This window comes from Oricola thermophila, from assembly GCF_013358405.1.
In the GTDB taxonomy this organism is placed as follows: domain Bacteria; phylum Pseudomonadota; class Alphaproteobacteria; order Rhizobiales; family Rhizobiaceae; genus Oricola; species Oricola thermophila.
In genome coordinates, this window is sequence record NZ_CP054836.1 from 2,876,307 (window position 1) to 2,902,908 (window position 26,602).

Consider the following 26,602-nt stretch of genomic DNA (forward strand, 5'->3'; position numbering starts at 1 on the left):
CGATGGAGCAAACCGCCGCATTGACCGCACGGAGCGGACCGAAACCACGCAGGCGCCCTTTCCTGTCGCCGCTGAACCAGCGCCGCTGGCAGAACTTCAAGGCGAACCGGCGCGGCTACTGGTCGCTGTGGATCTTCCTCGCCCTGTTCATCCTGTCGCTCTTCGCCGAGTTCATCGCCAACGACAGGCCGATCCTGGTTTCCTACAAGGGCCAGTACCTGACGCCCATATTCAAGACCTATTCCGAGCGGGTGCTGTTTCCCGACGATCCGCTTGCGCTGCCGCGCATCGACTTCACCGACTCCTTCATACAGGAGGAAATCGCGGCCAATGGCGGATGGATGATATGGCCTCCGATCCGCTATTCCTACCGCACGGTGAACAAGGAGGTGCCGACCTCCGCGCCGTCGAAACCGGCCTTCCTGTTCGACAGCCGGGAGGAACTTTGCGTACGCTACCCGAAGGGCGCGGACGACCCGAACTGCACCTGGGGCAACTTCAACTGGCTCGGCACCGACGACCAGGCGCGCGACGTGCTCGCCCGGCTGATCTACGGATTCAGGATCTCGGTGCTGTTCGGCCTGATCCTGACGGCGCTCTCGGCGGTGATCGGCGTAACCTTCGGCGCGATCCAGGGTTTCTTTGGCGGATGGACCGACCTGATCGGCCAGCGCATCATCGAGATCTGGTCTTCCATGCCCGTGCTCTACCTGCTGCTGATCATTGCCGCCATCCTGCCGCCGGGCTTCTGGATCCTGCTCGGCATCATGCTGCTGTTCTCCTGGGTCAGCTTCGTCGGCATCGTGCGGGCGGAATTCCTGCGGGCGCGCAATTTCGAATATGTCAACGCTGCGCGCGCCCTCGGCGTGCCGAACCGCACCCTCATGTTCCGCCACCTGCTGCCGAACGCCATGGTGGCGACGCTGACATTCCTGCCCTTCATCCTGAACGGCTCGATCACAACGCTGACGTCGCTCGACTTCCTCGGCTTCGGCCTGCCGCCCGGCTCTGCCTCGCTCGGCGAACTGATCCTCCAGGGCAAGAACAACCTGCAGGCACCGTGGCTGGGTTTCGCCAGCTTCATCGTCATCTCGGTCATGCTGTCGCTGCTGATCTTCATCGGCGAGGCGACGCGCGACGCCTTCGATCCAAGGAAGACGTTCGCATGACGAATCCCCCTCTTCTCTCCGTTCGCGATCTCTCCGTCGCCTTCACCCAGGGCGGCGAGACGACCACCGCCGTCGACCGCATCTCCTTCGACATCGCCGACGGCGAGACAGTCGCGCTGGTCGGCGAGTCCGGTTCGGGCAAGTCCGTCTCCGCGCTGTCCGTACTCAAGCTGCTGCAATATCCGGCAGCAAGCCACCCGTCCGGCGAAATCCTGTTCGAGGGAAAGGACCTGCTGTCCGCGACCGAGAACGAGCTGCGCAAGGTGCGCGGCAACGATATCGCGATGATCTTCCAGGAGCCGATGACCTCGCTCAATCCGCTGCACACGGTGGAAAAGCAGATCGGCGAGACACTGAGGTTGCACGGTGCGCGCGACGTGGAGATCCCGTCCCGGACGCTGGAACTGCTCGAACAGGTGGGCATCCGCGACGCGGCCAAGCGCCTGAAGGCCTTCCCGCACCAGCTTTCCGGCGGGCAGCGCCAGCGCGTGATGATCGCCATGGCACTGTCCAACCGGCCGAAACTGCTGATCGCGGACGAGCCGACGACGGCACTCGACGTCACCGTGCAGGCGCAGATCCTCAAGCTGCTCGACGAGCTGAAGCGCGAGGAAGGCATGTCGATGCTGTTCATCACCCACGATCTCGGCATCGTGCGGCGCATCGCGGACCGCGTCTGCGTGATGACGGAAGGCCGGATCGTGGAGACGGGACCGACAGAGAAAATCTTCTCCGACCCGCAGCACGGCTACACGAAGCACCTGCTGGCCGCCGAGCCGAAGGGCAAGCCGATCCCGCTCAACGACAATGCCGAGACGGTGCTGACCGGCGAGAACGTCAGAGTCTGGTTCCCGATCCGCAAGGGGCTGCTGCGCAAGACCGTCGACAACGTGAAGGCAGTCGATGGTGTCGACGTGACCGTCCGCAAGGGCCAGACGCTGGGCATAGTCGGCGAATCCGGCTCGGGCAAGACGACGCTGGGGCTGGCGCTGACGCGGATGATCGCATCGCAGGGCAGGATCGATTTCGGCGGCCGTGAGATCAGCACCTACTCCTTCGAGGCGATGCGTCCGCTCAGGCGCGAGATCCAGATCGTGTTCCAGGATCCGTTCGGCAGTCTCAGCCCCCGCATGTCCATCGACGAGATCGTCGGCGAAGGCCTCGGCATCCATGAGCCGAAACTGTCACGCGACGAGCGCGACGCCCGCGTGACAGGGGCACTGGATGAGGTCGGACTCGACCCCGACACCCGGTTCCGCTACCCGCACGAGTTTTCCGGCGGCCAGCGCCAGCGCATCGCCATCGCGCGGGCCATGGTACTGAAGCCGAAATTCGTCATGCTGGACGAACCGACCTCGGCACTGGACATGAGCGTCCAGGCCCAGGTGGTGGACCTGCTGCGCGACCTGCAACGCAAGCACGACCTCGCCTACCTGTTCATCAGCCACGACCTGAAAGTGGTGCGCGCGCTGGCCAACGAGGTCATGGTCATGCGCAACGGCAAGGTCGTCGAGGCCGGGCGGGCGGAAGAGATTTTCGACAACCCGAAGACCGACTATACCAAGGCTCTCATGGCCGCCGCCTTCGACATAGAGGTGGCCCCGGCCGGCATCGTGAACGAGTAGACCCATGGCAAAAGGCACCATCCTGCTGTCCGTCACCGGCTTCGATCCCGCGACATGGTGCGCCGAACTCGAAAAGGCGGCACCCGACCGAAAGGTGGTCACGGAACCCGCAGGAGCGAACGACCCGGACATCGAGTATGCCGTCGTGTGGAAACAGCGGCGCGGCGTGCTCAACGGTCTCCCGAACCTGAAGGCGATCTTTTCCATCGGCGCGGGCGTCGACCACATCTTCGCGGAGGACGAACTGCCCGACGTACCGATCGTGCGGGCGATCGCCGACGACCTGACCGAGCGGATGAGCGAATATGTCGCCTGGCAGGTGCTGGACCACCATCGCAAGGGCCCGCTGTACCGCGAACAGCAGGCACGGCGCCTGTGGCACGAGGACATCATGCAGCCGGCGGCACGGGACGTGACCGTCGGCATTCTCGGCTACGGCACACTCGGACGCGATGCCGGCAGGAAGCTGCGCACACTGGGCTTCGAGGTGGTCGGCTGGAGCCGGAGGGAGAAGACAGGCGAGAAAATCGACGTTTTCACCGGAGACAACGGACTCAACCAGTTCCTGGCCGTTGCCGATATCGTGGTCTGCTTGCTGCCGCTGACACCGGCGACGCGCGGCATCCTTTCGGCGCGGCTGTTCGACCGGATGAAGAGGCGCGGACCGCTTGGCGCCCCGATACTGATCAATGCCGGTCGCGGTGGCCTGCAGAAGGAGGCGGACATAATCGCGGCGCTGGAAGACGGACGGCTGGGCGCAGTCTCCCTCGACGTTTTCGAGACCGAGCCCCTGCCGGAGGATAGCCGGCTGTGGAACCATCCGCGCGTGACCATCACACCGCATGCGGCGGCGACCTCGATGCCGCACGCGCTGGTGCCGCCCATGATCGAGCAAATGGAGGCGCACGACCGCGGCGAACCGCTCAGGAACGTGGTCGACCGCGAGGCAGGCTACTAGGGCCGCCTGAACGAGGTGGGCTGACCGTAGTGCGGCTCGATGCGGGCGATCGCATCGGCAAGCGGTTCGAGCGCCACGCTCATCGTGCTGCCATTGGCGTGCAACAGGCGTGTGTCGTCGACCATGATGCCGACATGCCCCTTCCAGAACACCAGGTCGCCGCGGCGCAGCCCTGAACGGCCGACCCCGACCTCGACGGCCTCGCCGATGCTCGCCTCCTGCATGTCGGTGTCGCGCGGCACTTCCGTTCCCGCCATGCGCATGGACAGCTGGACGAGACCGGAGCAATCGACGCCGAAACCGGACGCGCCGCCCCACAAATAGGGCGTTTCGAGGAACCGTTCGGCGACCGCAACGAAATCGGGCGCGTGTTTTCCGACCGGCGCGACATGAACGGCCGGCAGCGCCGTACCGTCGGCCAGCATCGCGTAACGCGTGCCCCGATGCACCTCCTCACCCGCGATGGCGACTTGCGCACCGATGGAGAGCGCGGCAAGCGGCGGCTTCTTCAGTTCCGGTTCCGGAAAAAGCCAGGTGCGGAGCGCGGTTACACGATGCGTTGGCGCAGGCTCGGTATCGAATGACAACGCACTGCCCGGAACGTATCCGACATAGCCGTCGCGCACGCCCTGCACCCACGCCCAGCCCTTTGCCACCTCGAAGACGCGCACCGGTTCGCCCAGCAGGAACTGCGTGTCGATGCCGGCCTCCCGGGACGGCGCGCCGTGCAGATCCGCAACCGGCACCGCAATGACGGCCGGGCGGGCATCGACGAACCGCTCCGCAAGAACCCGGCCTTCCAACACCCTGTCTGCCAGATCGGGACGATAGGCGTGCAGCCGGGGATCGAGCGTCACAGCGGCAGTTCCCTTGCCTTGGCGATAATCACGTCCGCGAAACGCTCAAGATAGAGCGAGCCTTCCACCGTGCGCGATATGACGACATTGCGCCTGTCGTTCGGATCACGATGCCGGGTGACAAGGCGGCGCGCGCCCATGGAATCGAGCGCACGGGTGATCACCGGCTTGGTGACGTTCAGCTTTGCGGCGAGACCGCGCACGGTATGCGGCGGCGGCTCCAGATAGATGGACAACAGCACCGCCATCTGACGAAGCGTCAGATCCGGCTCGTCGTCGCGCACCTCCGATAGGGCAACCTGGTGCCAAAGGGCCAGCGCCTGACTCGGCCTCAAGCGAATGGACATCTTCCCGTCATCGCGTTCGTTTCGGCTCCGGCACAATAGGCACCGAACCGGTGAAAACGCAATATGGGGACGTCCCCGCGGTGCCTAGTCGGCCACGCCGTAACGCTGTTTGAGGGCCATCAGCAACGCACGGATGCCCTGTGCCTCGCCGCCCACGGGCGCGTGTGCCTTTGCGTTCAGGCTCCAGGCGAAAATATCGAAATGCGCCCAGCTCTTGGCCTCGGTGACGAAGCGTTTCAGGAACAGCGCCGCAGTCACCGATCCGGCCATGCCGTCGGTGGTGACGTTGCAGAGATCGGCAACCTGCGAGTTGAGGCCCTTCGCGTAGGGTGCCCACAGGGGCATGCGCCAGAGCGGATCGTGCTCCAGCAGCGAGGCGGCGGCGACCGCATCGGCAAAGGTATCGTCGGTGGTGTAGAATGGCGGCACGTCCGGGCCGAGCGCGACCCGGGCGGCACCCGTCAGCGTGGCCATGTCGATCAGCAGGTCTGGCTTCTCCTCATCCGCCAACGTCAGCGCGTCGGCAAGAACCAGCCGTCCCTCCGCATCAGTGTTGCCGATCTCGACGGTAAGCCCCTTGCGGCTGGGAAAGATGTCGCCAGGGCGGAAGGCATTGCCCGCGATGGCATTCTCGACGGCCGGTATCAGGACGCGCAGGCGCACGTCCAGCTTCATGTCCACAATCAGCCCGGCCAACGCCAGCACGTTGGCCGCGCCGCCCATGTCCTTCTTCATGTTGCGCATGCCGGATGGCGGCTTGATGTCGAGTCCGCCGGTGTCGAATGCGACGCCCTTGCCCACCAGCGTCAGGCGCGGCGAACCGCGCTTGCCCCAGCGAAGGTCGATCAGGCGGGGCGCCTGGGCCGAAGCGCGACCGACCGCGTGGATCAGCGGGAGGTTCTGCTTCAGCAGCTCGTTGCCCCTGGTTACCCGGACGGTCATCTTGCGTCCCTTCGCGACAGCGCGCGCCGCCGCCTCGATGCCGTCGGGGCCGAGATCGTTTGCCGGCGTGTTGACAAGGTCGCGCGCCAGCCACACGGCCTCGGCGACAGCGCCGATTTCACCGCGGTCCAGGTTCCGGTCGAGGACCAGGCGCGGCGCAGGGGACGCGGGCTTGCGATAACGCGAAAAGCGATAGGCTCCCATGAGGAACCCGAGGCTGGCAAGGCGCAGGTCGATCTCGCCGCCATCCTCGAAATACCAGTCTCCCGCCGGCAGCTTCCTCGCCAAGGCACCGGCGGCGAAGGGATCGTCGGCTTCGCCCAATCCGAGCACTGCGCCGGCGACAGTACCCGGTTCGTCGCCCGGGACCAGCAACACCTCCCCGGCGCCCGCCTTGAAGCCCGTTTCCTCTATCCACCTGGAAGCAGCCGGGGCCAGAGCGGCAATGTCCGCCGGGCTGTCGGAACGGATCATCCAGACCGGCCGCGCCGTCCTGGTGCGGCGGGTCGTCGGAGCCAAGACATCATTCAGATTCATTCGACCAGTTCTCTCCTGCAAGCGCCCGACGGGCGGAACGTTAACCATTGGTTAGGGTTAACAGAATATTGCTTCCAACAAGAGACTCACCGTCAATCGTTGCAGCGTCATCCACGGAAACGCTGCCTGGGAGCGCAGCATGAGGCGAATCGCCAACGGTGCCCGTCCGGCATCCTCCCCACAGAGGCAAGAAGCCCGCCCGTTCCTTCGCGCCATGGTCATACTGCTCGCGGCCTCGACCGCGACGGCCTGCGCCGACCGGTCGATCACGACCGGATCGATCAGCCCGGCCGCGTCGCACAAGGCGGTCGAACAGATGACGGCGACGGAACTGGAGCAGGCGCTCGCCTCCTATTCGAAATCATACGAGCGCAATCCCAAGGACAAGAATGTCGCCATGACATTCGCCTCGATCCTGCGGATGAACAACCGGAACGAGCAGGCGCTCGCGGTAATGCGCAAGGCCGCCATCGACCATCCCGACGACAAGCAGGTGCTCGCCGCATACGGCAAGGCACTTGCCAGCGTCGGCGAATTCACACAGGCGCTCGATGCCATTCAGCGCGCGCAGGATCCGACCCGTCCGGACTGGCGGTTGCTGTCGGCCGAAGGCGCCATCTACGACCAGACCGGACGTTCGGGCCAGGCACGCCGCATATACGAGAAGGCGCTGACGCTGCAGCCGGGCGAACCGACCATCCTGTCCAACCTGGGCATGAGCTACCTGCTCGAGGGCGATCTTGCCCGGGCGGAAAACTACCTGCGCGAGGCGGCACAGAGCCCGACCGCAGACAGCCGCGTGCGCCAGAACCTCGCTCTCGTCGTCGGCCTGCAGGGCCGCTTCGAAGAGGCGGAGCAGATCGCACAACGCGAACTTTCGCCGCAACAGGCACAGGCCAATGTCGACTACCTGCGGAAGATGCTGTCGCAGCAGAATGCCTGGAACATGATCCAGCAGGAAGACGAGAAGAAGACCGCACAGCAATAAGCACACATCCCCGACGATCCAACGAAAACAGGCGGCCCTTGCGAGCCGCCTTTTCCGTTGTCGGAAGCGGGCCTCTTCCTAGAAGATGCCGCCGCGCTGGGATACCTGGATGCCGGCAGGGCCGAGGATGACGCCAAACAGGACCGGCAGGAAGAACAGGATCATCGGCACGGTCAGTTTCGGCGGCAGGGCGGCTGCTTTCTTTTCGGCCTCGTTCATGCGCTGGTCTCGGCTCTCGGCAGCCAGCACGCGCAGCGCCTGGCCGACCGGTGTACCGTAACGCTCGGCCTGTACCAGCGCCTGGGCCACCGACTTGACGCTTTCCAGCCCGGTGCGGTTGGCCATGTTCTCGTAGGCCATGCGGCGCTCCTGAAGGAAGGAGAGCTCGGCGCCGACGAGAACGAGCTCCTCGGCCAGCGGAACGGATTGCGTGCCAATCTCCTCCGACACCTTGCGAAAGGCCGCCTCGACGGACATGCCCGACTCGACGCAGATCAGCATGAGATCGAGCGCATCGGGCCACGCCTTCTGTATAGACTGCTTGCGCTTCGTGGCCTTGTTGGAAACGTAGATGTTCGGCGCGTAGAAGCCGACATAGGCAAAGCCCACGCAGGCCAGGATCCTGATCGCCGTCGGCTGCTCGGCAAGAGCATGCAAGCCGAACACATAGGCCAGGGCGGCGACAAAGAAGACCAGCGGCAGCACGAGACGCAGGAACAGGAACACGTTCAGCGGCTGCTGGCCGCGAAAGCCGGCCGCGCGCATCTTGTCAATCGTGGACTGGTCGGCGAGCGCCGTCTTCAGGTCGAGGCGCTCCACGATGCGACGCACACCACCTTCCTTGGCCTCCATGCGCAACGAATTGCGGTTCTGTTGCTTCTCGGCGGCAAGGCGTGCGCGCTCGCGGGCGCGGATCTCGTCGCGCTCGGTGGCTACCGTCTTCATGCGGCTCTTGAGTTCATTGCCGCCAAGCATTGGCGCCAGAACGGTGAACAGCGTGGCAAACACGCTCACCGACACCAGGATCGCAAAGACGAACTGCTGAGAGGTCAGCAGGTTCACGATATCGTCGGTCATCGGCTAGACCTCGAAGTTGATCATCTGCCGCATCACGAAGACACCGATCGACATCCACACGGCCGAAACGCCAAGGATGAGAAAGCCGGTGTTCGTGGTGAACAGAAGGGTGATGTAAGCGGGGCTCGTCAGGTAGACGAGAACGGTAACGACAAAGGGCAGCGACGCGATGATCGCGGCGGAGGCCTTGGCTTCCATGGACATGGCCGCGACTTTCGCTTTCATCTTCTTGCGCTCGCGCAGGACACTCGAAAGGTTGCCGAGCGCCTCCGCAAGGTTGCCGCCGGCCTTCGCCTGGATCTGGATGACGATGGCGAAGAAATTTGCTTCCGGAAGCGGCATCGACTGGTACATGCGGCCGCAGGCCTCGGGCGTCGAAAGACCGAGCTGCTGCGCCTCAATGATGCGACGGAACTCGCCCTTGACCGGCTCGCGCGCCTCCGAGGCGATCAGGCGCAGACCGTCATTCAGCGGAAGGCCCGACTTGATGGCGCGCACGATCACGTCGATCGCATTGGGAAACTCGTTCAGGAACGCCTTCATGCGACGCTTCCGGATAATGGCGACAGTCCAGCGGGGCAGGCCGAAAATGCCCACGAAAAGCACCCCGATCAGGTAGAGCGACGGCACGCCGGACAGGAATGCCACGACAGTGAGCAGCGCCCCGCAGACCGCCGAATAGATGTAGAATGTGCGAACATCGATCTTCAGCCCCGCCTGAACGAGCATCTTCTTCAGGGACGGATGCGTGGCATCCCTGGCGCGATCCTTGTTGCGCTCATCGAGCTCGGCCAGTGAATCCGCGATCTGCTTCTTGCGCTTGGCCCCCTCGGAGGCGCGCTCATGCGCGGCGCGGCGCGACGCGCTGTCGGTGGACTGCGCCTTGATGCTTGACAGGCGGCGGTTCACCTTCTGCTCGTTCTCGATGGTGGTGAAGAACAAGGCATAGAGGACGCCGCCCACACCGAGACCGGCGAGAACGACAAAAGCGACAACAGACGCTGGCAGACCGAATATCACCATAGCGATTTACCGATACTGACTGGCCCCGACACGGTCACGCGGCTGCAACCTCCATTGCATCGAGTGCCGCGGCGAGGCGCTGTTCCTCGTTGTAATAGCGGGCACGGTCCCACATCGCCGGCCGGCCCACACCCGTGGACCGATGCTTGCCGATGATCTTGCCGTCGGCATCCTCGCCCTCGATGTCGTAGACGACCAGATCCTGGGTGATGATGACATCACCTTCCATGCCGATCACCTCCGTGACGTGGGTGATGCGACGCGAACCGTCGCGAAGGCGCGCCGCCTGGATGATGACGTCCACCGAGCCCACGATGATCTCGCGCACGGTCTTCTGTGGCAGCGTGAAGCCGCCCATCGCGATCATCGATTCCATTCGGCTGAGGCATTCGCGCGGGGTGTTGGCGTGGATGGTGCCCATCGAGCCGTCATGGCCCGTGTTCATGGCCTGGAGAAGGTCGAAGACCTCCGGACCGCGCACCTCGCCGACGATGATGCGTTCCGGACGCATGCGCAGGCAGTTCTTGACGAGATCACGCATGGTGATTTCGCCCTCGCCCTCCAGGTTCGGCGGGCGCGTTTCGAGCCGCACCACGTGGGGCTGCTGAAGCTGAAGTTCCGCCGAGTCCTCGCAGGTGATGATGCGCTCGTCCTCGTCGATATAGCGTGTCAAACAGTTGAGAAGCGTCGTCTTGCCGGAGCCCGTGCCGCCGGAAATGACGACGTTGCAGCGCACGCGACCGATAATTTCCAGAAGCGTCGCCCCCTCGGGCGAGATCGATCCGAAGCTGACCAGCTGATCGAGGGTCAGCTTGTCCTTCTTGAACTTACGAATTGTCAGCGCCGTTCCATCGATGGCAAGTGGCGGCGCAATGACGTTGACGCGGGAGCCGTCCGGAAGACGCGCGTCACAGATCGGGCTCGATTCATCGACGCGGCGGCCGACCTGGCTGACGATGCGCTGGCAGATGTTCAACAGCTGCTGGTTGTCACGGAAGCGCACATCGGCTTCCTGCACCTTGCCGTTGACTTCGATATAGGCCCTATCGGCACCGTTGATCATGATGTCGGCGATGTCGTCGCGCGCAAGGAGCGGCTCGAGCGGGCCGTAACCCAGGACGTCGTTGCAGATGTCCTCGAGCAACTCCTCCTGCTCGGCGATCGACATGGCGAAATTCTTGATGGCGATGATGTCGTTGACGATGTCGCGGATTTCCTCGCGTGCCGAATCGGCATCGAGCTTGGCCAGCTGCGACAGGTCGATCGTCTCGATCAGCGCCGAAAACACCTGCATCTTGGTGTCGTAGTAGACGTCGTTGCGCTGCGTCCGGGCGCGCGGCTTTTCATCCGGCAGATCGCGGGGCGCCGCCGCGGGCTGCTGCATCGGCGCGGCCGCGGCTTGCGGACGACTTTCCGGTGCCGGCGCGGCCGGCGCCGGCATGACATCAGCCGGCGGCGCGGCGGGCGGCGGCGCAGCCGGCGCGGGCGCTACATCCCGCGGAGCCGGAGAAGGCGACGCACCCCCGAAGGAGCCACCTGGCTTGCTACCCGTTCCCTTTTTTCCGAACATCGTTCAGTCCCGTTACACCGTTTCGACGAAGCTTCACTTCTTCTTGAGCTTTTCGAGAATCCCCTTCAGGCCGGATTTCTGCTTTTCCTTGATGACCCCGCGTCCGGTAACCAGATGCGCTATGTTCGACAGACTGGCGACGATCGGATTGGCGGCGTCGGTCTCGGCAAGCATGCGGCCATTGTTGGCCGCGGTACCGAACAGCTGTGCATCAAAGGGAATCACCGCGACCGGATCGAGTTCGAGCGGCTCCGCGAAATCGTCCGGATCGATCTCCGGGCGTTTCGGCATTCCGACCTGGTTCAGCACCAGACGGGGCGCGAAGTCGTTGGGGCGCAGCTTGCGCAAGGTATCGATCAGATTCTTGGCGTTTCGCAGGTTGGCAAGTTCCGGGGTGGCCACGATGACCACCTCATCCGCCTGCTCCAGCGTGCGTTGCGTCCAGCCGTTCCACACATGCGGAACGTCGAGGATGACATATGGCGATGTCCGCTGCGCAACCTCGATCAGCTGGCTGAATGCATCCGGGCTAAAGTCATAGACCTTGTCCAGCATGGAGGGCGCGGCCAGAAGCGACAGATGCTCCGCGCAATCCGCCAGCAACCGGTCGAGATAGACCTCGTCGATACGATCGGACGAGAACACGGCCTCGGCGATGCCCTGCGCCGGATCCTGGTCGAAATTGATGTTCGCCGTGCCAAAGGGCAGATCCATGTCGGCAATCACCACCTCGGACTGGAACAGCGTCGAGATGGACCAGGAAACGTTGTGCGCGATGGTCGAGGAGCCGACACCGCCCTTTGCGCCGATAAAGGCGACGGAACGGCCAAGCGGCTCGGCCTCGGGATCGACGAACAGGGTCGACACGACATTCATGATGTCCGCGATGGTGACCGGCGCCACCATGTATTCCGATATGCCGCTCTTGATCAGCTCGCGGTAGAGCGCGACATCATTGTTGTGGCCGACTATCACGACCTTGGTGCTGGGATCGCAGACCTCGGCCAGTTCGTTCAACGTCCTGAACAATTCGTCGGTCGGCGCCGAGGATTCCAGAATCACCAGGTTCGGCGTCGGGGCGCTCTGATAGAATTCAACCGCAGCCGGGATACCGCCCATGTAAACACGGGTCTGGGCCTTGGCCATCCGGCGATCCTCGGCCATCCGCCCGATCGGCGCAGCCACGCCCTCGGTCTCGCAGAAAGCCTGGATCGAGATTCGCGGGACCGGGCGCACCTCGGCAAGCGCGGCGACCTCGCCCGGTTCGGCTGCCGGCCTTTCCTCGAAGTCTTCGTTGTAGGCAACGTCTGACATGGTTTTCTCCAAACCCGCTCTAATACCTGACTTCGGACGCGGCGCCGCGCGGTCCGGACTGGTAGTCCTCGATCACCGCGGCGCGCTGGGTCGCGTCGATGGAACTCGACTGACGGGGGCCCATCAGGTCAACAGGATTGGCGATGATTGCCGCCAGATTGGCCTGGGACGAGCAGCCGTAGTCGTAGTAGTTCCTGTTGTACTTCGTATCGGCCAGGTCGTCGGGCCAGTTGCCGCAGGGGCCTGCCGAAGCGCTGACCGTGTTGTAGGAAAGCCGTACAGCGGCCGCGGATCCATGCGCGCTGGCATCATAATGCTGGAGGATCAGCCGGTTGCGCGGCGCTCCGCCAGCAACCAGGCTCTCAATGATCTGTTCCTTGACGGCACCGACCGCATGGGCGTTCGGCGATCCGGAAGGCAGTATCACGAACAGCGACCCCGTGCCGGCCTCGGCAAATCCGGATGCGAAGCCGCGGATGTTGCTGCGGACCGCGCTGTTGAGCTCCCGCGCGCCCGACGCTATCGGAATGTCGATCGTCTTTTCCTGCTCGTCCAGCACGATGGGATGGCGCGCACGGTAGTCAAGCGGGATGCCGCCAACCTCGATATGCTCGCGGTCCGTCCTCGCGCAACCGGCGAAGGCGACTGCCACAAGAAGCAGGCCCGCGGATTTGACAATTGCTCTCGAACGCATAGGCCCGACTCCTATTTGTATATGAACCCGACCGCGCCATGATAGCGGCCATCGGGAAGCTTCTTCTTCGCCGTGCCGTAGATGCGGTTCACGCGACCGAGAAGATAGGTCGTGCGATCGCTCGGCGGCGCGAGATTGTCGGTCGGCAGCGCCAGCTTGTTGGGCGCGGTCGGCCGCACGAGATAGGGCGTCACGGTAATGACAAGTTCGGATTCGTTGCGGATGTAGTCCCGGCTGCGGAACAGGGAACCGATCACCGGAAGCTTCTGCAGTCCCGGGAAGCCGCTGACCACCTGGCGGACATCGTCGCGGATCAGGCCGGCAATCATCATCGCACCCCCGGACGGCAGCTCGACAGTCGTGTCGGCAAGGCGCCGGCGGATGGAAAGGACATTCGTCGAGGCACCGTTGGATGCGCCGATCGACAGCGGTACGGTGCCCTCGACTGTCGGCTCGGACACCGAGGTGCGTATCTTCAGGCTGATACGGCCGGGCGCGAGCACCACCGGCGTGAATTCCAGACCGATGCCGTATTCCACCGTCTCGATGGAATAGGTCGTGCCATTGTCTTCATCGACGGTTGAGCCCTTGATGATGTTGTAGTCGCCGCCGACCTTGAACACTGCCGTCTCGCCGGAAACCGCTGTGAGCGTCGGCGTGGCGAGCGTGCGCATCACGCCGGCCTCCTCCATCGCGCGGAAGTAGGCCTCCAGCGAGAGGCCGCTGACCGAGGCGGCAAGGCCGAGTCCCGAAGGCGCAAGCGGCTTGCCGAGCGCGCCGGCAATCCCCTCGGAAATCGCGGCAAAGGAAATGCCGTCCCCAGCCGGCCTATGGCTTCCGACCAGATTGAGGCCGAGCTGCTTCATGACCGAGCGCTGAACCTCGGCAACCGTGACCTTGAGCGTCACCTGGTCGCCGCCAACGATATCGAGCATGTTCACGATCTGGCTGTTGCCGGTCTGGAAGAACCACGAGAAGCCGTTCTGGGTGGCATCACCGCCCTTGAGGAATATCTCGGCGATCTGGCTGGCCTTGGCCGCATCCTGCGGCGTCTGCACGGTGCCAGTCAGGACAATGTTGTCGTTGATGATTTCCGTCTTGATGTCGGAATCGGGGATGAAGCGGGCGAGATAGCGATCCAGCCCTGAAACATCGCGTTCGATACGCAGATCGAGGCTGACGACCTGCCGGCCCGACTTGTCGAAGATGAAGATGTTGGTCTCGCCGACCTGCTTGCCGAAGAGATATATCCGCCGCGCGGTCCGGGTCACGGCATCGGCGACCTCCGGATTGGCGACGAGAATATCGTGCGCGTCGACCGGCAGGTCGAGGACGATCGACTTGTCGAGGCCGAGCGTCACACGTTCCGATCCTTCGGTCGAACGCCCGACCTTGATGATGTTGCCCGGCTCGGCGACCGCGCCGAAAGCGGACGGCGCAATGAGCGGGGAGGCGGCTGCCAGGGTGGCGCCAACCGCCACCGACAGTATGGCCGATTTCAGTTGCTTGATGGTCATGCCCGGAGAGCTCCGTTCGGCGGTTTCAAAGCTTGAGCGTGGAAGAAGGCCGTTCATCGCGTTTGGACCTCGCTGCGCTGGCCGGACTTGATGAGGGTGACGGCACCACCGACCCCTCCGGAGAGCAGGTGCTCGGCGCCACCTGTATCGGTGTCCGGCTCCACGTCGCGCACCGAGCGCAGCGCCAGAGTCAGGCGTTCCGCCATCTGCTGCGCGACAGTTATGATTTCCGCCTGGCGGGGGGTGAGCTGGAGCGTGGCCGTCTGCCCGACCTGGACCAGCTGGCCCTCCTCGTTCTCGCGAATCGTCTGGTCGATGGCCAGTACGCGGATGTTCTCCAGGATCGTCTCGGTAACGTATCCGCTTCCACCCGGCATGGTCCGGGTCATGATGACGTCGACATAGTCATCCGGCAGGATGAAGCCGCCCGCCGAGGTGTCGGCGGCGATCTGCGTGGCGACGGCGCGCTTGCCGGCGGGAAGGATCGACGACATGAAACTCTGGTCGGGCCCGAGCAGCTTGATGGGGCGGATCGGCTCGCCCTGGGCAACGCTGGACCGGATGACCGAACCGCGCAGCTCTTCGATGGCGTTCGGCCGCATCGAGCGCGTGATGAAATCGGGCGAAAGAGCGCCGACCGGCCATTCTTGCCAGCGCAGCTGCCCGTCGATGGCGGCGCCGGTGTTCAGGTTCTCGGTGGCGACCAGAACCTGGTCGGTCTCCACTACCGGCCGCGTTTCGGCCAGCTCCACATTCTGCTGAGGCGCGGCCATGTTCATGGCAAGATAGCCGGCGCCTCCCGCAGCGAGAACCGCAACGCCAAGAATAATGATACGCTTCGACATAATGGCACCCACCTCACGGACAGATTCCGAACCTCTCGGGTGCATGTTTCATTGGCAAAGGTGTAATTAGGGTTAATGACCCCGTAATTTTCTTGCTTAATAAATATTAAATGCGAGCTATCTGCCGCAGAGTTAGCCAGCGACCTGCGCGAGCGCCCATGTCATCGCAGGCGATTGCGGGAAGGCGATGAGGCCGCCAATGGCCAGCGCAACGCCGTAGGGAACGTCCCGCTCGTCGATCATGCGGCGCAGGATCGGGATCTCGCCGGCATAGACGGCGAGGGACGACTTGCGGAAGAAGACCAGGAACAGCGTGAAGATGCCGCCCCACACGGTCGCCCACAGGAGGTAGTCGAGCAAAGACGGGCCGAGGCCCATCCAGAGGCTGGTGGAGGCGAGCAGCTTCGCATCGCCGCCGCCCATGGTGCCGGTCGCGAACAGGGCGAAGGTGACCGCGAGCACGAGGGCGAAGGCGGCGACATGCCAGCCGAACTCCGCCCAGGACAGGCCGATGAAGGGCGCGACGACGAGGAAGGCGCCGATCAGCACCGCAGAGATGCGGTTGCCGATGGTCATGGTGAAGACATCGGACAGGGCCGCGAATATCATCGAAAAGGGAAACACGACCATGATGATGGCGGCGATCATCGCTCCACTCCCGCTCTTTCACATGCCCCTTCCTAGCCCCATCGCCCTTAAGAAAGGCCAAACGCGCCGCAGGGGCCGTACCGACGAAAAAGGCCCGCCGGAAACGACGGGCCCTGATCATGCAGTTTGCGCTGCCGCGTGGCAGCCTATCGATTAGACGCCCTTGACGGTCGTGCCGATCGCGTTGAACTTGGCGTTCAGTTCGGTACCGAGCGTGGTCGCGCCGGCGATGATGGCAACAGCGATCAGGGCAGCGATCAGGCCGTACTCGATGGCGGTCGCACCGGACTCGTCTTTCAGGAAACGTGCAAACATGGTGAGCTCCTATTCTCGTTCACAGCACTGTCGTCGACACTCTTCGGTGCCAACCGGACGTGGGGGAAACTACCCGGGGCCTGTTGCCACCGGCTTAAGGAACACGGTTTCCAAAGTTTTAAGCGCCGGAAACCGCCGCCATGGTGAAGAAAGGGTAAGCGGCGACGCACGGGCGGGCGCGCCGGCCCGCCGCGGCGCGCATCACCGGTCGAAGGCGATGAAGCTCTCGTATATGTAGCCGCGCCGGCCGTCCCAGGCGACGGCGCACCAGCCGGAGCAATCCGGCTCGACCCGCAGGTCATCGCCGCCGGGCACGACGGCCAGGACCTCCGCCCCGTTGTCGGGGCCGGCGCGCAGATTGACCCATTCACGCGCGCGCGCCGTCACCATTGCCGGTTCCGCGGGATCGGCGGCGGCGGTTTCCGCCGGTGCCTCCGGCAGGGCGAAGGTGTCCGCGCCGGCCGCGGCAAGCTCGGCCTCGATGGCGACCACGTCCGCCTCGGTCTCGGCGACGGGCACCGGCTCCGCGGCCGCGCCGGGAAGGGCGGCAACCGGGCCGTCATCGACGGCCGGAACCGCGGGACGCGGCGACTTCGGCGCGACGACGAAACGCTCCGAGCCGTCGGCAAGCGGCCGCTCGACCTGCGCCAGGCGCGGCGCCGTCGGCGAAACCGGCCCGGCCCCGCCCTCCGGAAGCGGCGTCGCGGAGACATCCGCCGCCGGCTGCGGCGCCACGGGCGCACGGCCCGCGCCGGGCCACAGGATCGCCACGGCAAAGGCGGCCACGACGACACAGAACAGGACCGCAAGAACGACGATGGCGGCATGGCTGCCGCGCGCCTTGCCGGCGCCTCCGCCCGGCACAACACGGCCGGGCGCGTCTTCCCAGACAATACTCATGTTCACTCCACCCCGTACCTGTCGAACGCGCGGCACGGGTGCCGCGCCGGGGCAGTTCACACGGCATATGCGCCGGGAATTTGGCGATTGCGCCGCGCCGCTTCACGTTTGATTGCCGGCGGACTCCGGCGCGTGAAGCCGGCGAAACGGAACCCCGCGCGTGCGGACATGCCCCATCCTCGCCACGCCCCGGAACCAACCGGTCTGGCCATTGAAACTCCTGGAAGACGGGCGGTCGGAGGCCGCTCATCTCTTGTTTTGCGCGGTCCCCCGACCGCCCGCTCGGCATTCTCACGACATCAGTCATCCCGCCGCCTTGCCCGTGGGCAGCTCGCAGGCCGGATACGGCACGCATCTGTGACCCGCCTTCCCCGTGGCGGATGCGCTCGCGTTCCGGCGCCGCTCGCCCGCCGCTGCTGCTACCGCCCGGGGGAGCCGGCGGCACGGCGGTCACGCGCGGGACCGATATGCCTCCCCGGTTTCGGAGCTGTTGGGCGACTTCCGTCAAGCCGGCTCCTGCCCGCGCCACCTGCACGCGGACACCGGGTACCGTCCCCCTCCCCGAAATGCCGGTGCGCACTCAGGCTTCCGCGAGGGGGCAAGGGGAAGGATAGGCGAGGCCGGAGGGCGGTGGACAAGTTTTCGCGGAAATGCCGGAGTTCCGGGAAAGGAGCGCGAAATTTATCCAACTGGGGGCGGGGGGCGCCCGTCAGAAACCCAGGGCGGGCAGGACGAGGACGAGCAGCCAGACGACCGCCGCGGCGACAAGGGCGAGGAAGACGGCGGCGCTGCCGGCATCCTTGGCCGCCTTCGCGAGCGGGTGGATTTCCGTCGAGACGCGGTCCAGCGTCTGCTCGATCGCCGTGTTGAGAAGCTCGACCACCAGCACCGCGACGACGCTGGAAAAGAGAAGCGCGCGCTCCGCCGCACCGACATCGGCCAGCACGACGAAGGGCATGGCGAGGGCGGCAAGCGCGACCTCCTGCCGGAAGGCGGCCTGGGAGCGGAAGGCGGCGGCAAGGCCGGCGCGGGTGGCAAGCCATGCCCGCCAGACGCGGCGCAGGCCGCCGCCATGGCCGAATTCCGGCGCGCTTCCCTTGCCCTGCCCTCTCTTCATGATGTCCCGGCTCCCCTTCTCCGGCGCCGCGAAGGCGGCGGCGCGGGCGGGACCCTAGCCGGGTTTTGCAAAGAAGGGGTTACCCGGCGGCGCGGCGGACCCGCCATGCCATCCAGGACAGCGCCAGGCCCTCGCAAAGAAGCTGGATGCCGACGAGGAGGCCGAGCAGCCAGGCGGCCGCGACCGGCATCTGGGCGAAGAGCAGCACGCCGAGGCCGAGGCCGACGATGCCGGAGCCGAGGATCCAGCCCCATTCCGGGAAGGGGCGGATGGTGAGCGCGAAGACGATGCGCGCCATGCCGCCGACGATGAAGAAGACGATCAGCAGCAGGGTGAGCGCCAGCAGCCCCTCGCCGGGGCTGGCGAGGAACAGGAAGCCGACGACCAGCGACAGCGCCGCCGAGACGAGCTGCAGCCAGAAATGGGGCACGTGCGACGCGCCGACGAGGCCCAGCGCCTGCAATATGCCGGAAACGACGAGCAGCCAGCCGAGCATGACCACCACTGCGACGGAGGACAAGGACGGGAAAGACCAGCGCGACGAAGCCCGCCAGCACCATCAGTGCGCCCTGCGCGAGATACCAGAAGGAATGGCGCCTTATGGCATCGCGCATCGCCGAACGCATGATGCGGGCGGCCTGGTCGACGGTGATGGGGGTGGAGTCGGAGGGCATAGGGTGGGTTCCTGTGCGATGGCGGGTGAGAACGCGATGATAGAGACGCGGAATGGTTTCGGGAATGGGAACTAGGGTTGACCAAGAGTGTAGAAGGACTGCTCAGGATTTCGATTAAAAGGAAATTGAATATAGACCTCACGACCAAATCTTCCATTTTCCTTTAGGATTGATAATTTCGGAAATCATAATACGAATCGGATATGATCCTCAGCAGTTAAGACTTGGATTTTAGGTATCTTTAGAAGATGTCTCTCGAACGCATAAATCTGAGAAAGCTTCTTGCGCTTATCTATCTGCCGCCGAGAGATCGTGTTTCAGCGCTTCGGAGAGATATAACTGAAGATAGAAGACGAGAGGGGCGGCTGCGTGGTAGCGGCGGCGATTTCCATGTCCCGTTTTGGGCGGATGCTAAATCGCAGGCGAGAGGTGTAGGAAATCTAACTCAGCTCACTGAGGTTCGAATTGAGAGCAATCCCCGCCGAGGAAGGCTATACCCCCTATTGCGGGATGGATTTCTCACTTGGTGGAACGAGCGCCGCCGTTGGATTAACGAACCTTTTGAAGTCCTCGAGGAAAACGTACGAGCTTACTACGAAGTTGAGGCTCTTGGCTGCACCGTCAAGGTAGAGAACATACTGGCGGTAAGGATGGATGACGGCTCCTATCGCCTGATCTATCCCTATTTCGCAGAATATCCCGAACTTTCTCATGATGCCGCGCTACTCGGCCTTTGGGTCATGAACCAAGCACTTCCAGAGTATGACCCGAACGGATTTCGAATTCTCGATGTTTTGCGCAGCACTTCGTTTCGCACAGAGGACTACCCATTTCAGGGAGATGAAGAGGAAAGATTGTTGCGCGAGTACGAGTCGCTGTTATCAGATTGGGAACATCTCCGATCGCAATACGGCTAAGGATTTACAACGGCGCAAATTCGAGTGCCTATGCTGCGATCAAGGCGATAGCTCACGGGACCAACCTAGCCGTATGATCGACGCCACCAAGAACGCCGCCAGGCGCCACAAAATCGGATTGGTGTATGAAAATCAACAAAGAATAAGGGGGATTGTTTGACAAATTTACCTGACATTGCCCGGACTATGCGGGCTCGAATGCCGTGGCCGGTCGGGCGTAAAATTCTCAATCAAAATAGCTTTCCTCGCGGTCAGGGATGGGATCGTACGCTCGAAAAACTGATAAATCTCTCCGGTCAGCCCACCGAAAGCTTAGCCGAGCTTACCATTGCGTTACGAGAACACACGTTTAGCGGAGAGAAACTGTCGGGGTTTTACAGAGTGAAACCAGAGAAGATTGGAAAGGTGCGCGATAAGATATTGAAAACCAAAGTCCCAGACTCGGATTATTCGAGACTCTACCCCGTTGCGTTATCGGACGAACAACTAGCCCTCCAACCCATCGGTTCCAAATTAGCGGCGATTGAACCCACAGATGATGGCGTTGCCGTAGTTTTTTCGTCGGTACGCGTAATTACGATACGAGAAGAAATTGAACTGTCACAATTTTCAGATGAAGCCGCAAATTTGTTAGAGGACTATCAGGAAGTCTTTGGTCTTAGAACGTTACGATTTCAGGCTTTTGATGTTGTCTGGCTCCCGCATAACGGGGCCCTCATCGACGTTCGTGTAGATTTCCCATTTGGTACGCACCACGACGTCGCCGTAGCCGCATTCGCACAGACTGTAGATACGTTCCACAAATTAATAGGCGAGAACGTCCTTGTTGATGAGTTGAATTTGTTCCCCCTTATCGATCGGATCTATAATGATAGGAATGAAGGAATTGTGGTCGAATTGGGTTTCGGCACAACGACAGCATCACTGAAACATGAAAAGATGCGCAGAAAGCAACTCGACCTTCGCGATGAGCAATATCATAAGGGCGGGAAAGCTGCCCTTGCTTCGCCCATTGAGCCATTCCGGCTTAGCGTTACCTGGAAACGAAATGCAGGAGGCGGATTAGTATCGAACCCAGAACTGAGCATAAACAGTAGCGCCCGCGCCGCTGGCGGCGAAAATCCTACAATTAACAGCGTCGTTATTCGCAAATGCATGGGGCAGGCCGACTACGAATTTGTCCGCTCTAGAATTGAAACCCACCTAACGCCCCCCTGAAAGGCACCAGACCTTTGAAAGAGTCATCAAAGTGACACTCGATAAACTTCGCGCCGAAATACTAAATGAGTGGGATTCAATTTCTGCCGCTGAAATATGCGTTCAGATATTAGAATATTTTGAAAACCTGCCTCCTAAAGAACTTAATTTTCTTACTTTTCGCACCCTTCGTACCGCCGCAAATAGAGACAGCATAGACGATGAGTTATTATTTGCCATAAACATTCTATCAAATTCAAATCCCCCTCTACTAGAATTACATACACTTTTTATCGATGAAAATGATGAAGAGTTTGAGATAGACCCCAAGGAAATAGGCGAAGCAAAAAAAACTGGTATCTTTATACACCCTGATACAGGCGAACCAGTTAATGATTATGAAAACTATATTATTCCATTTTTTTCGCCTACGAAACGCCTGATAGCGGAACTTAAATGAAATCTTATAGCCCTTCCCTCGCAGACCTTAGAGCTGCCGCAAATCAATCAACCCCCGCTCAGATTGCGCTAGAATGGTTGATTGCTACGGATTTCGAAGAATTGCACAAACTAGTTGAAAGGGCGATAGACTGGATATCTCAAGAGATGTCTAAGACATGTCACCTTAGACAAGAACGCAGTGAAGACCAGATATCTATAGATTTTGTAGGGATGCTCAAAAGCATGGGCTTGAACGCTGCCCATGATACCCAGTATGGAGGACACTGCGATATTATCGTCGAAGGGCGCAATGAATTTCTATGGATAGGGGAAGCGAAGATACACTCCTCTTATTCGTGGCTTGAAAAAGGGATGCACCAGCTTTCTACGAGATATTCTACCGGCCTTCAGGGTCAAGACACAGGAGAGATATTAATTTATACGTATGATAAACGCCTAGATAGAATTCTCAAAGCTTGGCGTGAAAGACTCATAGAACTTGTTCCTGATATTGAAGTCGATGAAATTGATATGGAAAAATTAATTTTTAGATCGACGCACATTCATGAGAATACAGGACGTCTATTTAGAGTTCGGCACAAAGGTATTACACTTCATTTCGACCCTAAAGCCTGAGAGATCAAATTTTCTTCGAAACAGGCCGTCGCAAAACGTAATAGCGTTCGTGACGTAATATCGCGATTCCCTATTCACCCACCTTCAGCACCTGAATAAACGCCTCCTGCGGGATTTCCACCTTGCCGAACTGGCGCATGCGCTTCTTGCCCTCCTTCTGCTTTTCCAGAAGCTTGCGCTTGCGGGTGACGTCGCCGCCGTAGCACTTGGCGGTGACGTCCTTGCGCATGGCCGAGATGGTCTCGCGGGCGATCACCTTGCCGCCGATGGCGGCCTGGATCGGGATCTTGAACATGTGGCGCGGGATCAGGTCCTTCAGCTTCTCGCACATCTGCCGGCCGCGCTTCTCCGCCGCGGTGCGGTGAACCAGCATGGACAGCGCATCGACCGGCTCCTCGTTGACGAGGATGCTCATGCGCACGAGATCGCCCTCGCGGTAGCCCTCCAGCGTGTAGTCGAATGAGGCATAGCCCTTCGAGATCGACTTCAGGCGGTCGTAGAAATCGAACACCACCTCGTTGAGCGGCAATTCGTAGGTGACCATGGCGCGGGTGCCGACATAGGAAAGGTCGGTCTGGATGCCGCGGCGCTCCTGGCAGAGCTTGAGGATGGCGCCGAGATACTCGTCCGGCGTCATGATGGTGGCCTTGATCCACGGCTCCTCGATGGAGGCGATCTTGACCACGTCCGGCATGTCGGCCGGGTTGTGCAGCTCGGTCGTGGTGCCGTCCGTCATGTTCATGCGGTAGACGACCGAGGGCGCGGTGGCGATCAGGTCGAGGTCGAACTCGCGGGACAGCCGCTCCTGGATGATCTCCAGGTGCAGAAGGCCGAGGAAGCCGCAGCGGAAGCCGAAGCCCAGCGCGGCCGAGGTCTCCATCTCGTAGGAGAAGGAGGCATCGTTGAGGCGCAGCTTGCCGATGGCGGCGCGCAGATCCTCGAAATCGGCGGCATCGACCGGGAACAGGCCGCAGAACACCACCGGCTGGGCCGGCTTGAAGCCCGGCAGCGCGGCGTCGCAGGGGCGCTTGTCCTCGGTGATGGTGTCGCCGACGCGGGTATCCGCCACCTCCTTGATGGAGGCGGTGATGACGCCGATCTCGCCGGGGCCGAGCTCGGGCACGACGACCAGCTTGGGCGTGAGCACGCCGACGCGGTCGACCGGGTATTTCGCCCCGGTGCCCATCATGCGGATGTTCTGGCCCTTCTTCAGCACGCCGTCGATGACGCGCACCAGCACGATGACGCCGAGATAGGCGTCGTACCAGGAATCGACCAGCATGGCCTTGAGCGGCGCGGACCGGTCCCCGCCCTTCGGCGGCGGCAGCTGCGTGACGATGGCCTCCAGCACCTCGTCGACGCCCTGGCCCGTCTTGGCCGAGATCAGCAGCGCCTCCGAGGCATCCAGCCCGATGACCTCCTCGATCTGCTCCTTGACGCGGTCCGGCTCGGCGGCCGGCAGGTCGGCCTTGTTGAGGACGGTGACGATCTCGTGGTCGGCGTCGATGGCCTGGTAGACATTGGCCAGCGTCTGCGCCTCGACGCCCTGGGAGGCGTCGACGACGAGGAGCGAGCCCTCGCAGGCGCGCAGCGAGCGCGAGACCTCGTAGGCGAAGTCGACATGGCCGGGCGTGTCGATCAGGTTGAGGACGTAGTGCTCGCCGTCCCTCGCGTCGTATTCGAGGCGCACGGTGTTGGCCTTGATGGTGATGCCGCGCTCGCGCTCGATGTCCATGGTGTCGAGCACCTGCTCCTTCATCTCGCGCTCCTCGAGGGAGCCCGTCATCTGGATCAGGCGGTCGGCGAGCGTCGACTTGCCGTGGTCGATATGGGCGACGATGGAGAAGTTGCGAATGTTTTTCAGCGGTGTGTCGGTCATGCCACCATATAGGCGCAAAGCAGCAAATCTGTAAGCCGGTTTTTCGCCGATCCACGACCCGCGGGCGGCGGGCGGGACACGCGCGATCCGGCGGGCGACATCTCGCGGTGCGGAGGCGACGCCCCATCCGCGGGCGGGAGCCCAAGAGGCGCGCTCCGTTGAATTGATTTAAAATATTGAGATCCCGCGCAATTCCGACTTATACACAGCCTGTGGACAACAATGCGGCGACCAGAACAACAGCCACCCCTCAAATATTGTCGTGCCATCGCATAAATGCGAGTCCTTGCCACATCATTACATTTTGCGATGCAGCAGGAATACGCCTTTCGGATGATTTTCACTTGTCGCTGCATGTCGTTTCTTCACATGTGCTTCGACAGGCAGGAAATATTCGCTTGATTTCACGCCTTACGCTTCGTTAACTCATGCGGGCGCGCAAGCGCGATCAAACCATAAACAGGGAAGGATCGATGCAATGAGAACAAGCATACTCGCAGCCATTGCAGTACTCGCCATGGGCGGAACCGCGTTCGCGGGATCGACTGTCGACATCGACCAGCTGGGCACCGGAAACTCGGCGAGCGCACTGCAGCAGGGTGACAACAACGAGACCTATGTCCGGCAGCTGGCGCACTACAACCTCAGCGTCAGCAAGCAGGTCGGCGACAGCAACTACATCGTGGTCCGGCAGGAAACCAGCTACAACAAGGTCGGCAACGCCGACGACAACTCGGGTGTTGTCCAGCTCGGCAACAGAAACGAGGCCCGCGTCACCCAGAAGCAGGGCAACGAGAACGATGTCCGCAAACTCCTGCAGAACGGCAACAGGAACGATGCCAGGGTCGTCCAGGACGGCAGCAGCAACGTGATCGACCGGGTCGAAACCCACGGCAACGACAACACCGTCAGGATCACCCAGACCGGTTCGCAGAACGGCAAATGGGGCCTCGGCTCCGGCAACCTGCCGGGCGGGTATATCGATACCTCAGACGCGAACTTCGCGCTTTACGGCGGCACCCGGAAAGCCTCGACCTTGCTGCAATATGGTGACGGCAACGACGCCATCATCGGGCAGAGTGGCAGCCGCAACTTCTTCGAGGTCTACCAGGGCGTGTCCGCCGGCAACAACTCGGTCGGCTCCGACTACGATCTGACGCAGGTCGGTCACTACAACTATGCCTATGCGATGCAGACAGGCACGGGCCACAACTCGACGGTCGATCAAATAGGCAACACAAACCGCTCCTTCGTGCGGCAGGACAACTAGGCAGCCCGTTCGTACCGGACCGCGAAATTCGCGGTCCGGACGCGAAACGGCCGGACCCGCGATGCGGGCCGGCCAGCGGATGACCGATGCGAGCCGTATCCATGGCTGTTTCGAGACGACATCACGGCCGATCCCCGTCACCCCGGCATTGCCGGGCGCAACAGGGCGGGCGATACCGCCGCAACCTTCCGGGCCTCGCGCTCGCCGTCGCAGCCTGCGCGGGCATGGCTTCCGGCGCGCTAGCGCAATCGCAGGTGCAGATCCTGTGCGAGGCGCGGATCGAGCGGGCGGGCGACATGCTGGACATCCACGGATGGGTGCAGACGGACCAGCCGGCGACGGTCGACTACACGATGACGGTCACGACCATCGCGGCGGCCAATATCGGATCCACGGCGCAACGCGGCACCATCTCGCTCGACCCGAACACGCCGCAGCGCACATCGCAGGTCACGGTGAACGTCACCGAGGACGGCTTCTACGAGGCCGAACTGGACGCCCGGGAGCGCCTCACCGGAAACAGCTGCAGCTCGAAAGCGACGAGCCAGGGCCAGTAGCGGAGGAACAGAATGCGCATTCGCCAATTCACACGCCCGGCGGCGACCGCCCTTCTCGGCGGCACGCTTCTCATCGCCGGTGCGCCCGCGCGTGCCGACGACCCGGAATTCGACCCCGGCGGAATCCATATCGGCCAGATCGGCCAGCAGGCGGCCCCCGCACCGCGCGACCGCGTGCCGATCGAACAGGAATACGCACCGCATATCGACGGCCGCGTCTCGCGGATGCTGGGCATCGCGGAGCGGCTGTCCGAGACGACGGTCGTGCAGAGAGGCGACGGCAACATGGCGGCCAGCAGCACAAGGGGCCCCAACAACGTGACCGGGCAGTTCCAGATCGGTTCCTTCAACCTTTCGGAGATCGGCGTCGCCGGCTTCAACAACAAGGTCGTCACCATGCAGAACGGCAACCGGAACGCGTCCGAACTCGAGATCATCGGCGGCAACAAGACAGTCTATCATTTCCAGATCGGGGACACCCAGCGCGTGAAGGAAATCTACCGGGGCAACAGCCGGGAAAAGCTGCTCATCATCGATGCGGGCCGGAAGGGGGCCTATGTCGCGCGGATGAAGTGACGGCCGGCGGGC

At 62.4% G+C, this 26,602-nt stretch carries 27 protein-coding genes; 11 read left to right on the forward strand and 16 right to left on the reverse strand.

Annotated features, from left to right (window positions below):
* Positions 1-2 precede the first annotated feature (2 nt).
* Genes HTY61_RS13830 through HTY61_RS13840 form a run of 3 tightly spaced genes read left to right on the forward strand, consistent with a single transcriptional unit; the run spans position 3 to position 3,752 of the window.
* The gene (locus HTY61_RS13830) at positions 3-1,169 is read left to right on the forward strand and encodes an ABC transporter permease (protein ID WP_175277351.1); all 1,167 of its coding nucleotides are present in this window, start codon (positions 3-5) and stop codon (positions 1,167-1,169) included.
* Entirely contained in the window at positions 1,166-2,794 is a 1,629-nt protein-coding gene (locus tag HTY61_RS13835) for an ABC transporter ATP-binding protein (RefSeq protein ID WP_175277352.1), read from the forward strand. Before HTY61_RS13830 ends, HTY61_RS13835 begins: the two co-directional genes overlap by 4 nt.
* A gap of 4 nt (positions 2,795-2,798) precedes the next feature.
* Positions 2,799-3,752, forward strand: coding sequence for a 2-hydroxyacid dehydrogenase (locus HTY61_RS13840; RefSeq protein WP_175277353.1), 954 nt, complete (start codon positions 2,799-2,801; stop codon positions 3,750-3,752).
* Here the strand turns inward: HTY61_RS13840 and HTY61_RS13845 are convergent.
* The 3 genes from HTY61_RS13845 to HTY61_RS13855 form a co-directional block, all read right to left on the reverse strand.
* Positions 3,749-4,609, reverse strand: coding sequence for a C40 family peptidase (locus HTY61_RS13845; RefSeq protein ID WP_175277354.1), 861 nt, complete (start codon positions 4,607-4,609; stop codon positions 3,749-3,751). The genes HTY61_RS13840 and HTY61_RS13845 overlap by 4 nt on opposite strands.
* The gene (locus tag HTY61_RS13850) at positions 4,606-4,956 is read right to left on the reverse strand and encodes a MarR family transcriptional regulator (protein ID WP_175277355.1); all 351 of its coding nucleotides are present in this window, start codon (positions 4,954-4,956) and stop codon (positions 4,606-4,608) included. Before HTY61_RS13850 ends, HTY61_RS13845 begins: the two co-directional genes overlap by 4 nt.
* A gap of 84 nt (positions 4,957-5,040) precedes the next feature.
* Positions 5,041-6,435: a leucyl aminopeptidase family protein gene (locus HTY61_RS13855; RefSeq protein ID WP_175277356.1), complete on the reverse strand. Its 1,395-nt coding sequence runs from the start codon at positions 6,433-6,435 to the stop codon at positions 5,041-5,043.
* 139 nt (positions 6,436-6,574) lie between these two features.
* On the opposite strand from HTY61_RS13855, the gene HTY61_RS13860 reads away from it, so the two are divergent.
* Positions 6,575-7,423 carry a tetratricopeptide repeat protein gene (locus HTY61_RS13860; RefSeq protein WP_175277357.1) on the forward strand — a complete coding sequence of 283 codons (849 nt, stop codon included), beginning with the start codon at positions 6,575-6,577 and terminating at the stop codon, positions 7,421-7,423.
* Positions 7,424-7,501: 78 nt separating this feature from the next.
* On the opposite strand, the gene HTY61_RS13865 is transcribed toward HTY61_RS13860, so the two are convergent.
* From HTY61_RS13865 to HTY61_RS13920, 12 genes are all read right to left on the reverse strand, one after another.
* Positions 7,502-8,500 carry a type II secretion system F family protein gene (locus tag HTY61_RS13865; protein WP_175277358.1) on the reverse strand — a complete coding sequence of 333 codons (999 nt, stop codon included), beginning with the start codon at positions 8,498-8,500 and terminating at the stop codon, positions 7,502-7,504.
* Between the two features lie 3 nt (positions 8,501-8,503).
* A complete protein-coding gene (locus HTY61_RS13870) occupies positions 8,504-9,517 on the reverse strand; it encodes a type II secretion system F family protein (RefSeq protein ID WP_175278557.1) in 1,014 nt (337 codons plus the stop codon).
* Between the two features lie 40 nt (positions 9,518-9,557).
* Positions 9,558-11,093 (reverse strand): TadA family conjugal transfer-associated ATPase, encoded by a 1,536-nt coding sequence (locus tag HTY61_RS13875; RefSeq protein ID WP_175277359.1) that lies wholly within the window; start codon positions 11,091-11,093, stop codon positions 9,558-9,560.
* A gap of 33 nt (positions 11,094-11,126) precedes the next feature.
* Positions 11,127-12,407, reverse strand: a complete 1,281-nt coding sequence (locus tag HTY61_RS13880) for a CpaE/TadZ family protein (protein ID WP_175277360.1) — start codon at positions 12,405-12,407, stop codon at positions 11,127-11,129.
* A 19-nt stretch (positions 12,408-12,426) separates the two neighbouring features.
* On the reverse strand, positions 12,427-13,101 hold the full coding sequence (locus tag HTY61_RS13885; RefSeq protein ID WP_175277361.1) for a CpaD family pilus assembly protein: 675 nt from the start codon (positions 13,099-13,101) through the stop codon (positions 12,427-12,429).
* 11 nt (positions 13,102-13,112) lie between these two features.
* Entirely contained in the window at positions 13,113-14,618 is a 1,506-nt protein-coding gene (locus HTY61_RS13890) for a type II and III secretion system protein family protein (protein ID WP_175277362.1), read from the reverse strand.
* Between the two features lie 53 nt (positions 14,619-14,671).
* The gene (gene cpaB, locus HTY61_RS13895; RefSeq protein ID WP_175278558.1) at positions 14,672-15,466 is read right to left on the reverse strand and encodes a Flp pilus assembly protein CpaB; all 795 of its coding nucleotides are present in this window, start codon (positions 15,464-15,466) and stop codon (positions 14,672-14,674) included.
* 129 nt (positions 15,467-15,595) lie between these two features.
* Positions 15,596-16,111 carry an A24 family peptidase gene (locus HTY61_RS13900; protein ID WP_175277363.1) on the reverse strand — a complete coding sequence of 172 codons (516 nt, stop codon included), beginning with the start codon at positions 16,109-16,111 and terminating at the stop codon, positions 15,596-15,598.
* Positions 16,112-16,264: 153 nt separating this feature from the next.
* Positions 16,265-16,426 (reverse strand): Flp family type IVb pilin, encoded by a 162-nt coding sequence (locus HTY61_RS13905; RefSeq protein ID WP_175277364.1) that lies wholly within the window; start codon positions 16,424-16,426, stop codon positions 16,265-16,267.
* A 201-nt stretch (positions 16,427-16,627) separates the two neighbouring features.
* The gene (locus HTY61_RS13910; protein WP_175277365.1) at positions 16,628-17,326 is read right to left on the reverse strand and encodes an SH3 domain-containing protein; all 699 of its coding nucleotides are present in this window, start codon (positions 17,324-17,326) and stop codon (positions 16,628-16,630) included.
* Positions 17,327-18,035: 709 nt separating this feature from the next.
* Positions 18,036-18,443 carry a diacylglycerol kinase gene (locus tag HTY61_RS13915; protein ID WP_175277366.1) on the reverse strand — a complete coding sequence of 136 codons (408 nt, stop codon included), beginning with the start codon at positions 18,441-18,443 and terminating at the stop codon, positions 18,036-18,038.
* A 79-nt stretch (positions 18,444-18,522) separates the two neighbouring features.
* On the reverse strand, positions 18,523-18,963 hold the full coding sequence (locus HTY61_RS13920; protein ID WP_246272808.1) for an HdeD family acid-resistance protein: 441 nt from the start codon (positions 18,961-18,963) through the stop codon (positions 18,523-18,525).
* Positions 18,964-19,365: 402 nt separating this feature from the next.
* Between HTY61_RS13920 and HTY61_RS13925 the strand changes: the two genes are divergently transcribed.
* The 4 genes from HTY61_RS13925 to HTY61_RS13940 all read left to right on the forward strand — a co-directional run bounded on the left by HTY61_RS13925 (position 19,366) and on the right by HTY61_RS13940 (position 22,308).
* Complete coding sequence (locus HTY61_RS13925) at positions 19,366-20,034, forward strand: hypothetical protein (protein WP_175277367.1); 669 nt, start codon at positions 19,366-19,368, stop codon at positions 20,032-20,034.
* 198 nt (positions 20,035-20,232) lie between these two features.
* A complete protein-coding gene (locus HTY61_RS13930) occupies positions 20,233-21,252 on the forward strand; it encodes a hypothetical protein (RefSeq protein WP_246272809.1) in 1,020 nt (339 codons plus the stop codon).
* Between the two features lie 31 nt (positions 21,253-21,283).
* Positions 21,284-21,691, forward strand: coding sequence for a hypothetical protein (locus tag HTY61_RS13935; protein WP_175277368.1), 408 nt, complete (start codon positions 21,284-21,286; stop codon positions 21,689-21,691).
* Positions 21,688-22,308 carry a hypothetical protein gene (locus HTY61_RS13940; RefSeq protein WP_175277369.1) on the forward strand — a complete coding sequence of 207 codons (621 nt, stop codon included), beginning with the start codon at positions 21,688-21,690 and terminating at the stop codon, positions 22,306-22,308. Before HTY61_RS13935 ends, HTY61_RS13940 begins: the two co-directional genes overlap by 4 nt.
* 70 nt (positions 22,309-22,378) lie before the next feature.
* Here the strand turns inward: HTY61_RS13940 and lepA are convergent, their stop codons facing one another.
* The gene (lepA, locus tag HTY61_RS13945; protein WP_175277370.1) at positions 22,379-24,187 is read right to left on the reverse strand and encodes a translation elongation factor 4; all 1,809 of its coding nucleotides are present in this window, start codon (positions 24,185-24,187) and stop codon (positions 22,379-22,381) included.
* A gap of 478 nt (positions 24,188-24,665) precedes the next feature.
* On the opposite strand from lepA, the gene HTY61_RS13950 reads away from it, so the two are divergent.
* The 3 genes from HTY61_RS13950 (at position 24,666) to HTY61_RS13960 (ending at position 26,590) form a co-directional block, all read left to right on the forward strand.
* Positions 24,666-25,457 carry a hypothetical protein gene (locus HTY61_RS13950; protein WP_175277371.1) on the forward strand — a complete coding sequence of 264 codons (792 nt, stop codon included), beginning with the start codon at positions 24,666-24,668 and terminating at the stop codon, positions 25,455-25,457.
* A gap of 224 nt (positions 25,458-25,681) precedes the next feature.
* Entirely contained in the window at positions 25,682-26,014 is a 333-nt protein-coding gene (csgH, locus tag HTY61_RS13955) for a curli-like amyloid fiber formation chaperone CsgH (RefSeq protein WP_175277372.1), read from the forward strand.
* A 12-nt stretch (positions 26,015-26,026) separates the two neighbouring features.
* Positions 26,027-26,590 carry a hypothetical protein gene (locus tag HTY61_RS13960; protein WP_175277373.1) on the forward strand — a complete coding sequence of 188 codons (564 nt, stop codon included), beginning with the start codon at positions 26,027-26,029 and terminating at the stop codon, positions 26,588-26,590.
* The last annotated feature ends 12 nt before the right edge of the window (positions 26,591-26,602 follow it).

Excerpts from the sequence above, each read along its gene's own strand:
- HTY61_RS13925 (WP_175277367.1), top strand. The coding sequence starts at position 19,366 with ATGTCTCTCGAACGCATAAATCTGAGAAAGCTTCTTGCGCTTATCTAT.
- HTY61_RS13905 (WP_175277364.1), bottom strand. The coding sequence starts at position 16,426 with ATGTTTGCACGTTTCCTGAAAGACGAGTCCGGTGCGACCGCCATCGAG.
- HTY61_RS13860 (WP_175277357.1), top strand. The coding sequence starts at position 6,575 with ATGAGGCGAATCGCCAACGGTGCCCGTCCGGCATCCTCCCCACAGAGG.
- HTY61_RS13830 (WP_175277351.1), top strand. The coding sequence starts at position 3 with ATGGAGCAAACCGCCGCATTGACCGCACGGAGCGGACCGAAACCACGC.
- HTY61_RS13930 (WP_246272809.1), top strand. The coding sequence starts at position 20,233 with ATGCCGTGGCCGGTCGGGCGTAAAATTCTCAATCAAAATAGCTTTCCT.
- HTY61_RS13885 (WP_175277361.1), bottom strand. The coding sequence starts at position 13,101 with ATGCGTTCGAGAGCAATTGTCAAATCCGCGGGCCTGCTTCTTGTGGCA.
- csgH (WP_175277372.1), top strand. The coding sequence starts at position 25,682 with ATGGCTTCCGGCGCGCTAGCGCAATCGCAGGTGCAGATCCTGTGCGAG.
- HTY61_RS13915 (WP_175277366.1), bottom strand. The coding sequence starts at position 18,443 with ATGAAGAGAGGGCAGGGCAAGGGAAGCGCGCCGGAATTCGGCCATGGC.
- HTY61_RS13880 (WP_175277360.1), bottom strand. The coding sequence starts at position 12,407 with ATGTCAGACGTTGCCTACAACGAAGACTTCGAGGAAAGGCCGGCAGCC.
- HTY61_RS13840 (WP_175277353.1), top strand. The coding sequence starts at position 2,799 with ATGGCAAAAGGCACCATCCTGCTGTCCGTCACCGGCTTCGATCCCGCG.
- HTY61_RS13900 (WP_175277363.1), bottom strand. The coding sequence starts at position 16,111 with ATGATCGCCGCCATCATCATGGTCGTGTTTCCCTTTTCGATGATATTC.
- HTY61_RS13950 (WP_175277371.1), top strand. The coding sequence starts at position 24,666 with ATGAGAACAAGCATACTCGCAGCCATTGCAGTACTCGCCATGGGCGGA.
- HTY61_RS13910 (WP_175277365.1), bottom strand. The coding sequence starts at position 17,326 with ATGAGTATTGTCTGGGAAGACGCGCCCGGCCGTGTTGTGCCGGGCGGA.
- HTY61_RS13960 (WP_175277373.1), top strand. The coding sequence starts at position 26,027 with ATGCGCATTCGCCAATTCACACGCCCGGCGGCGACCGCCCTTCTCGGC.
- HTY61_RS13940 (WP_175277369.1), top strand. The coding sequence starts at position 21,688 with ATGAAATCTTATAGCCCTTCCCTCGCAGACCTTAGAGCTGCCGCAAAT.
- HTY61_RS13865 (WP_175277358.1), bottom strand. The coding sequence starts at position 8,500 with ATGACCGACGATATCGTGAACCTGCTGACCTCTCAGCAGTTCGTCTTT.
- HTY61_RS13835 (WP_175277352.1), top strand. The coding sequence starts at position 1,166 with ATGACGAATCCCCCTCTTCTCTCCGTTCGCGATCTCTCCGTCGCCTTC.
- HTY61_RS13875 (WP_175277359.1), bottom strand. The coding sequence starts at position 11,093 with ATGTTCGGAAAAAAGGGAACGGGTAGCAAGCCAGGTGGCTCCTTCGGG.
- HTY61_RS13890 (WP_175277362.1), bottom strand. The coding sequence starts at position 14,618 with ATGACCATCAAGCAACTGAAATCGGCCATACTGTCGGTGGCGGTTGGC.
- lepA (WP_175277370.1), bottom strand. The coding sequence starts at position 24,187 with ATGACCGACACACCGCTGAAAAACATTCGCAACTTCTCCATCGTCGCC.
- HTY61_RS13855 (WP_175277356.1), bottom strand. The coding sequence starts at position 6,435 with ATGAATCTGAATGATGTCTTGGCTCCGACGACCCGCCGCACCAGGACG.
- HTY61_RS13850 (WP_175277355.1), bottom strand. The coding sequence starts at position 4,956 with ATGTCCATTCGCTTGAGGCCGAGTCAGGCGCTGGCCCTTTGGCACCAG.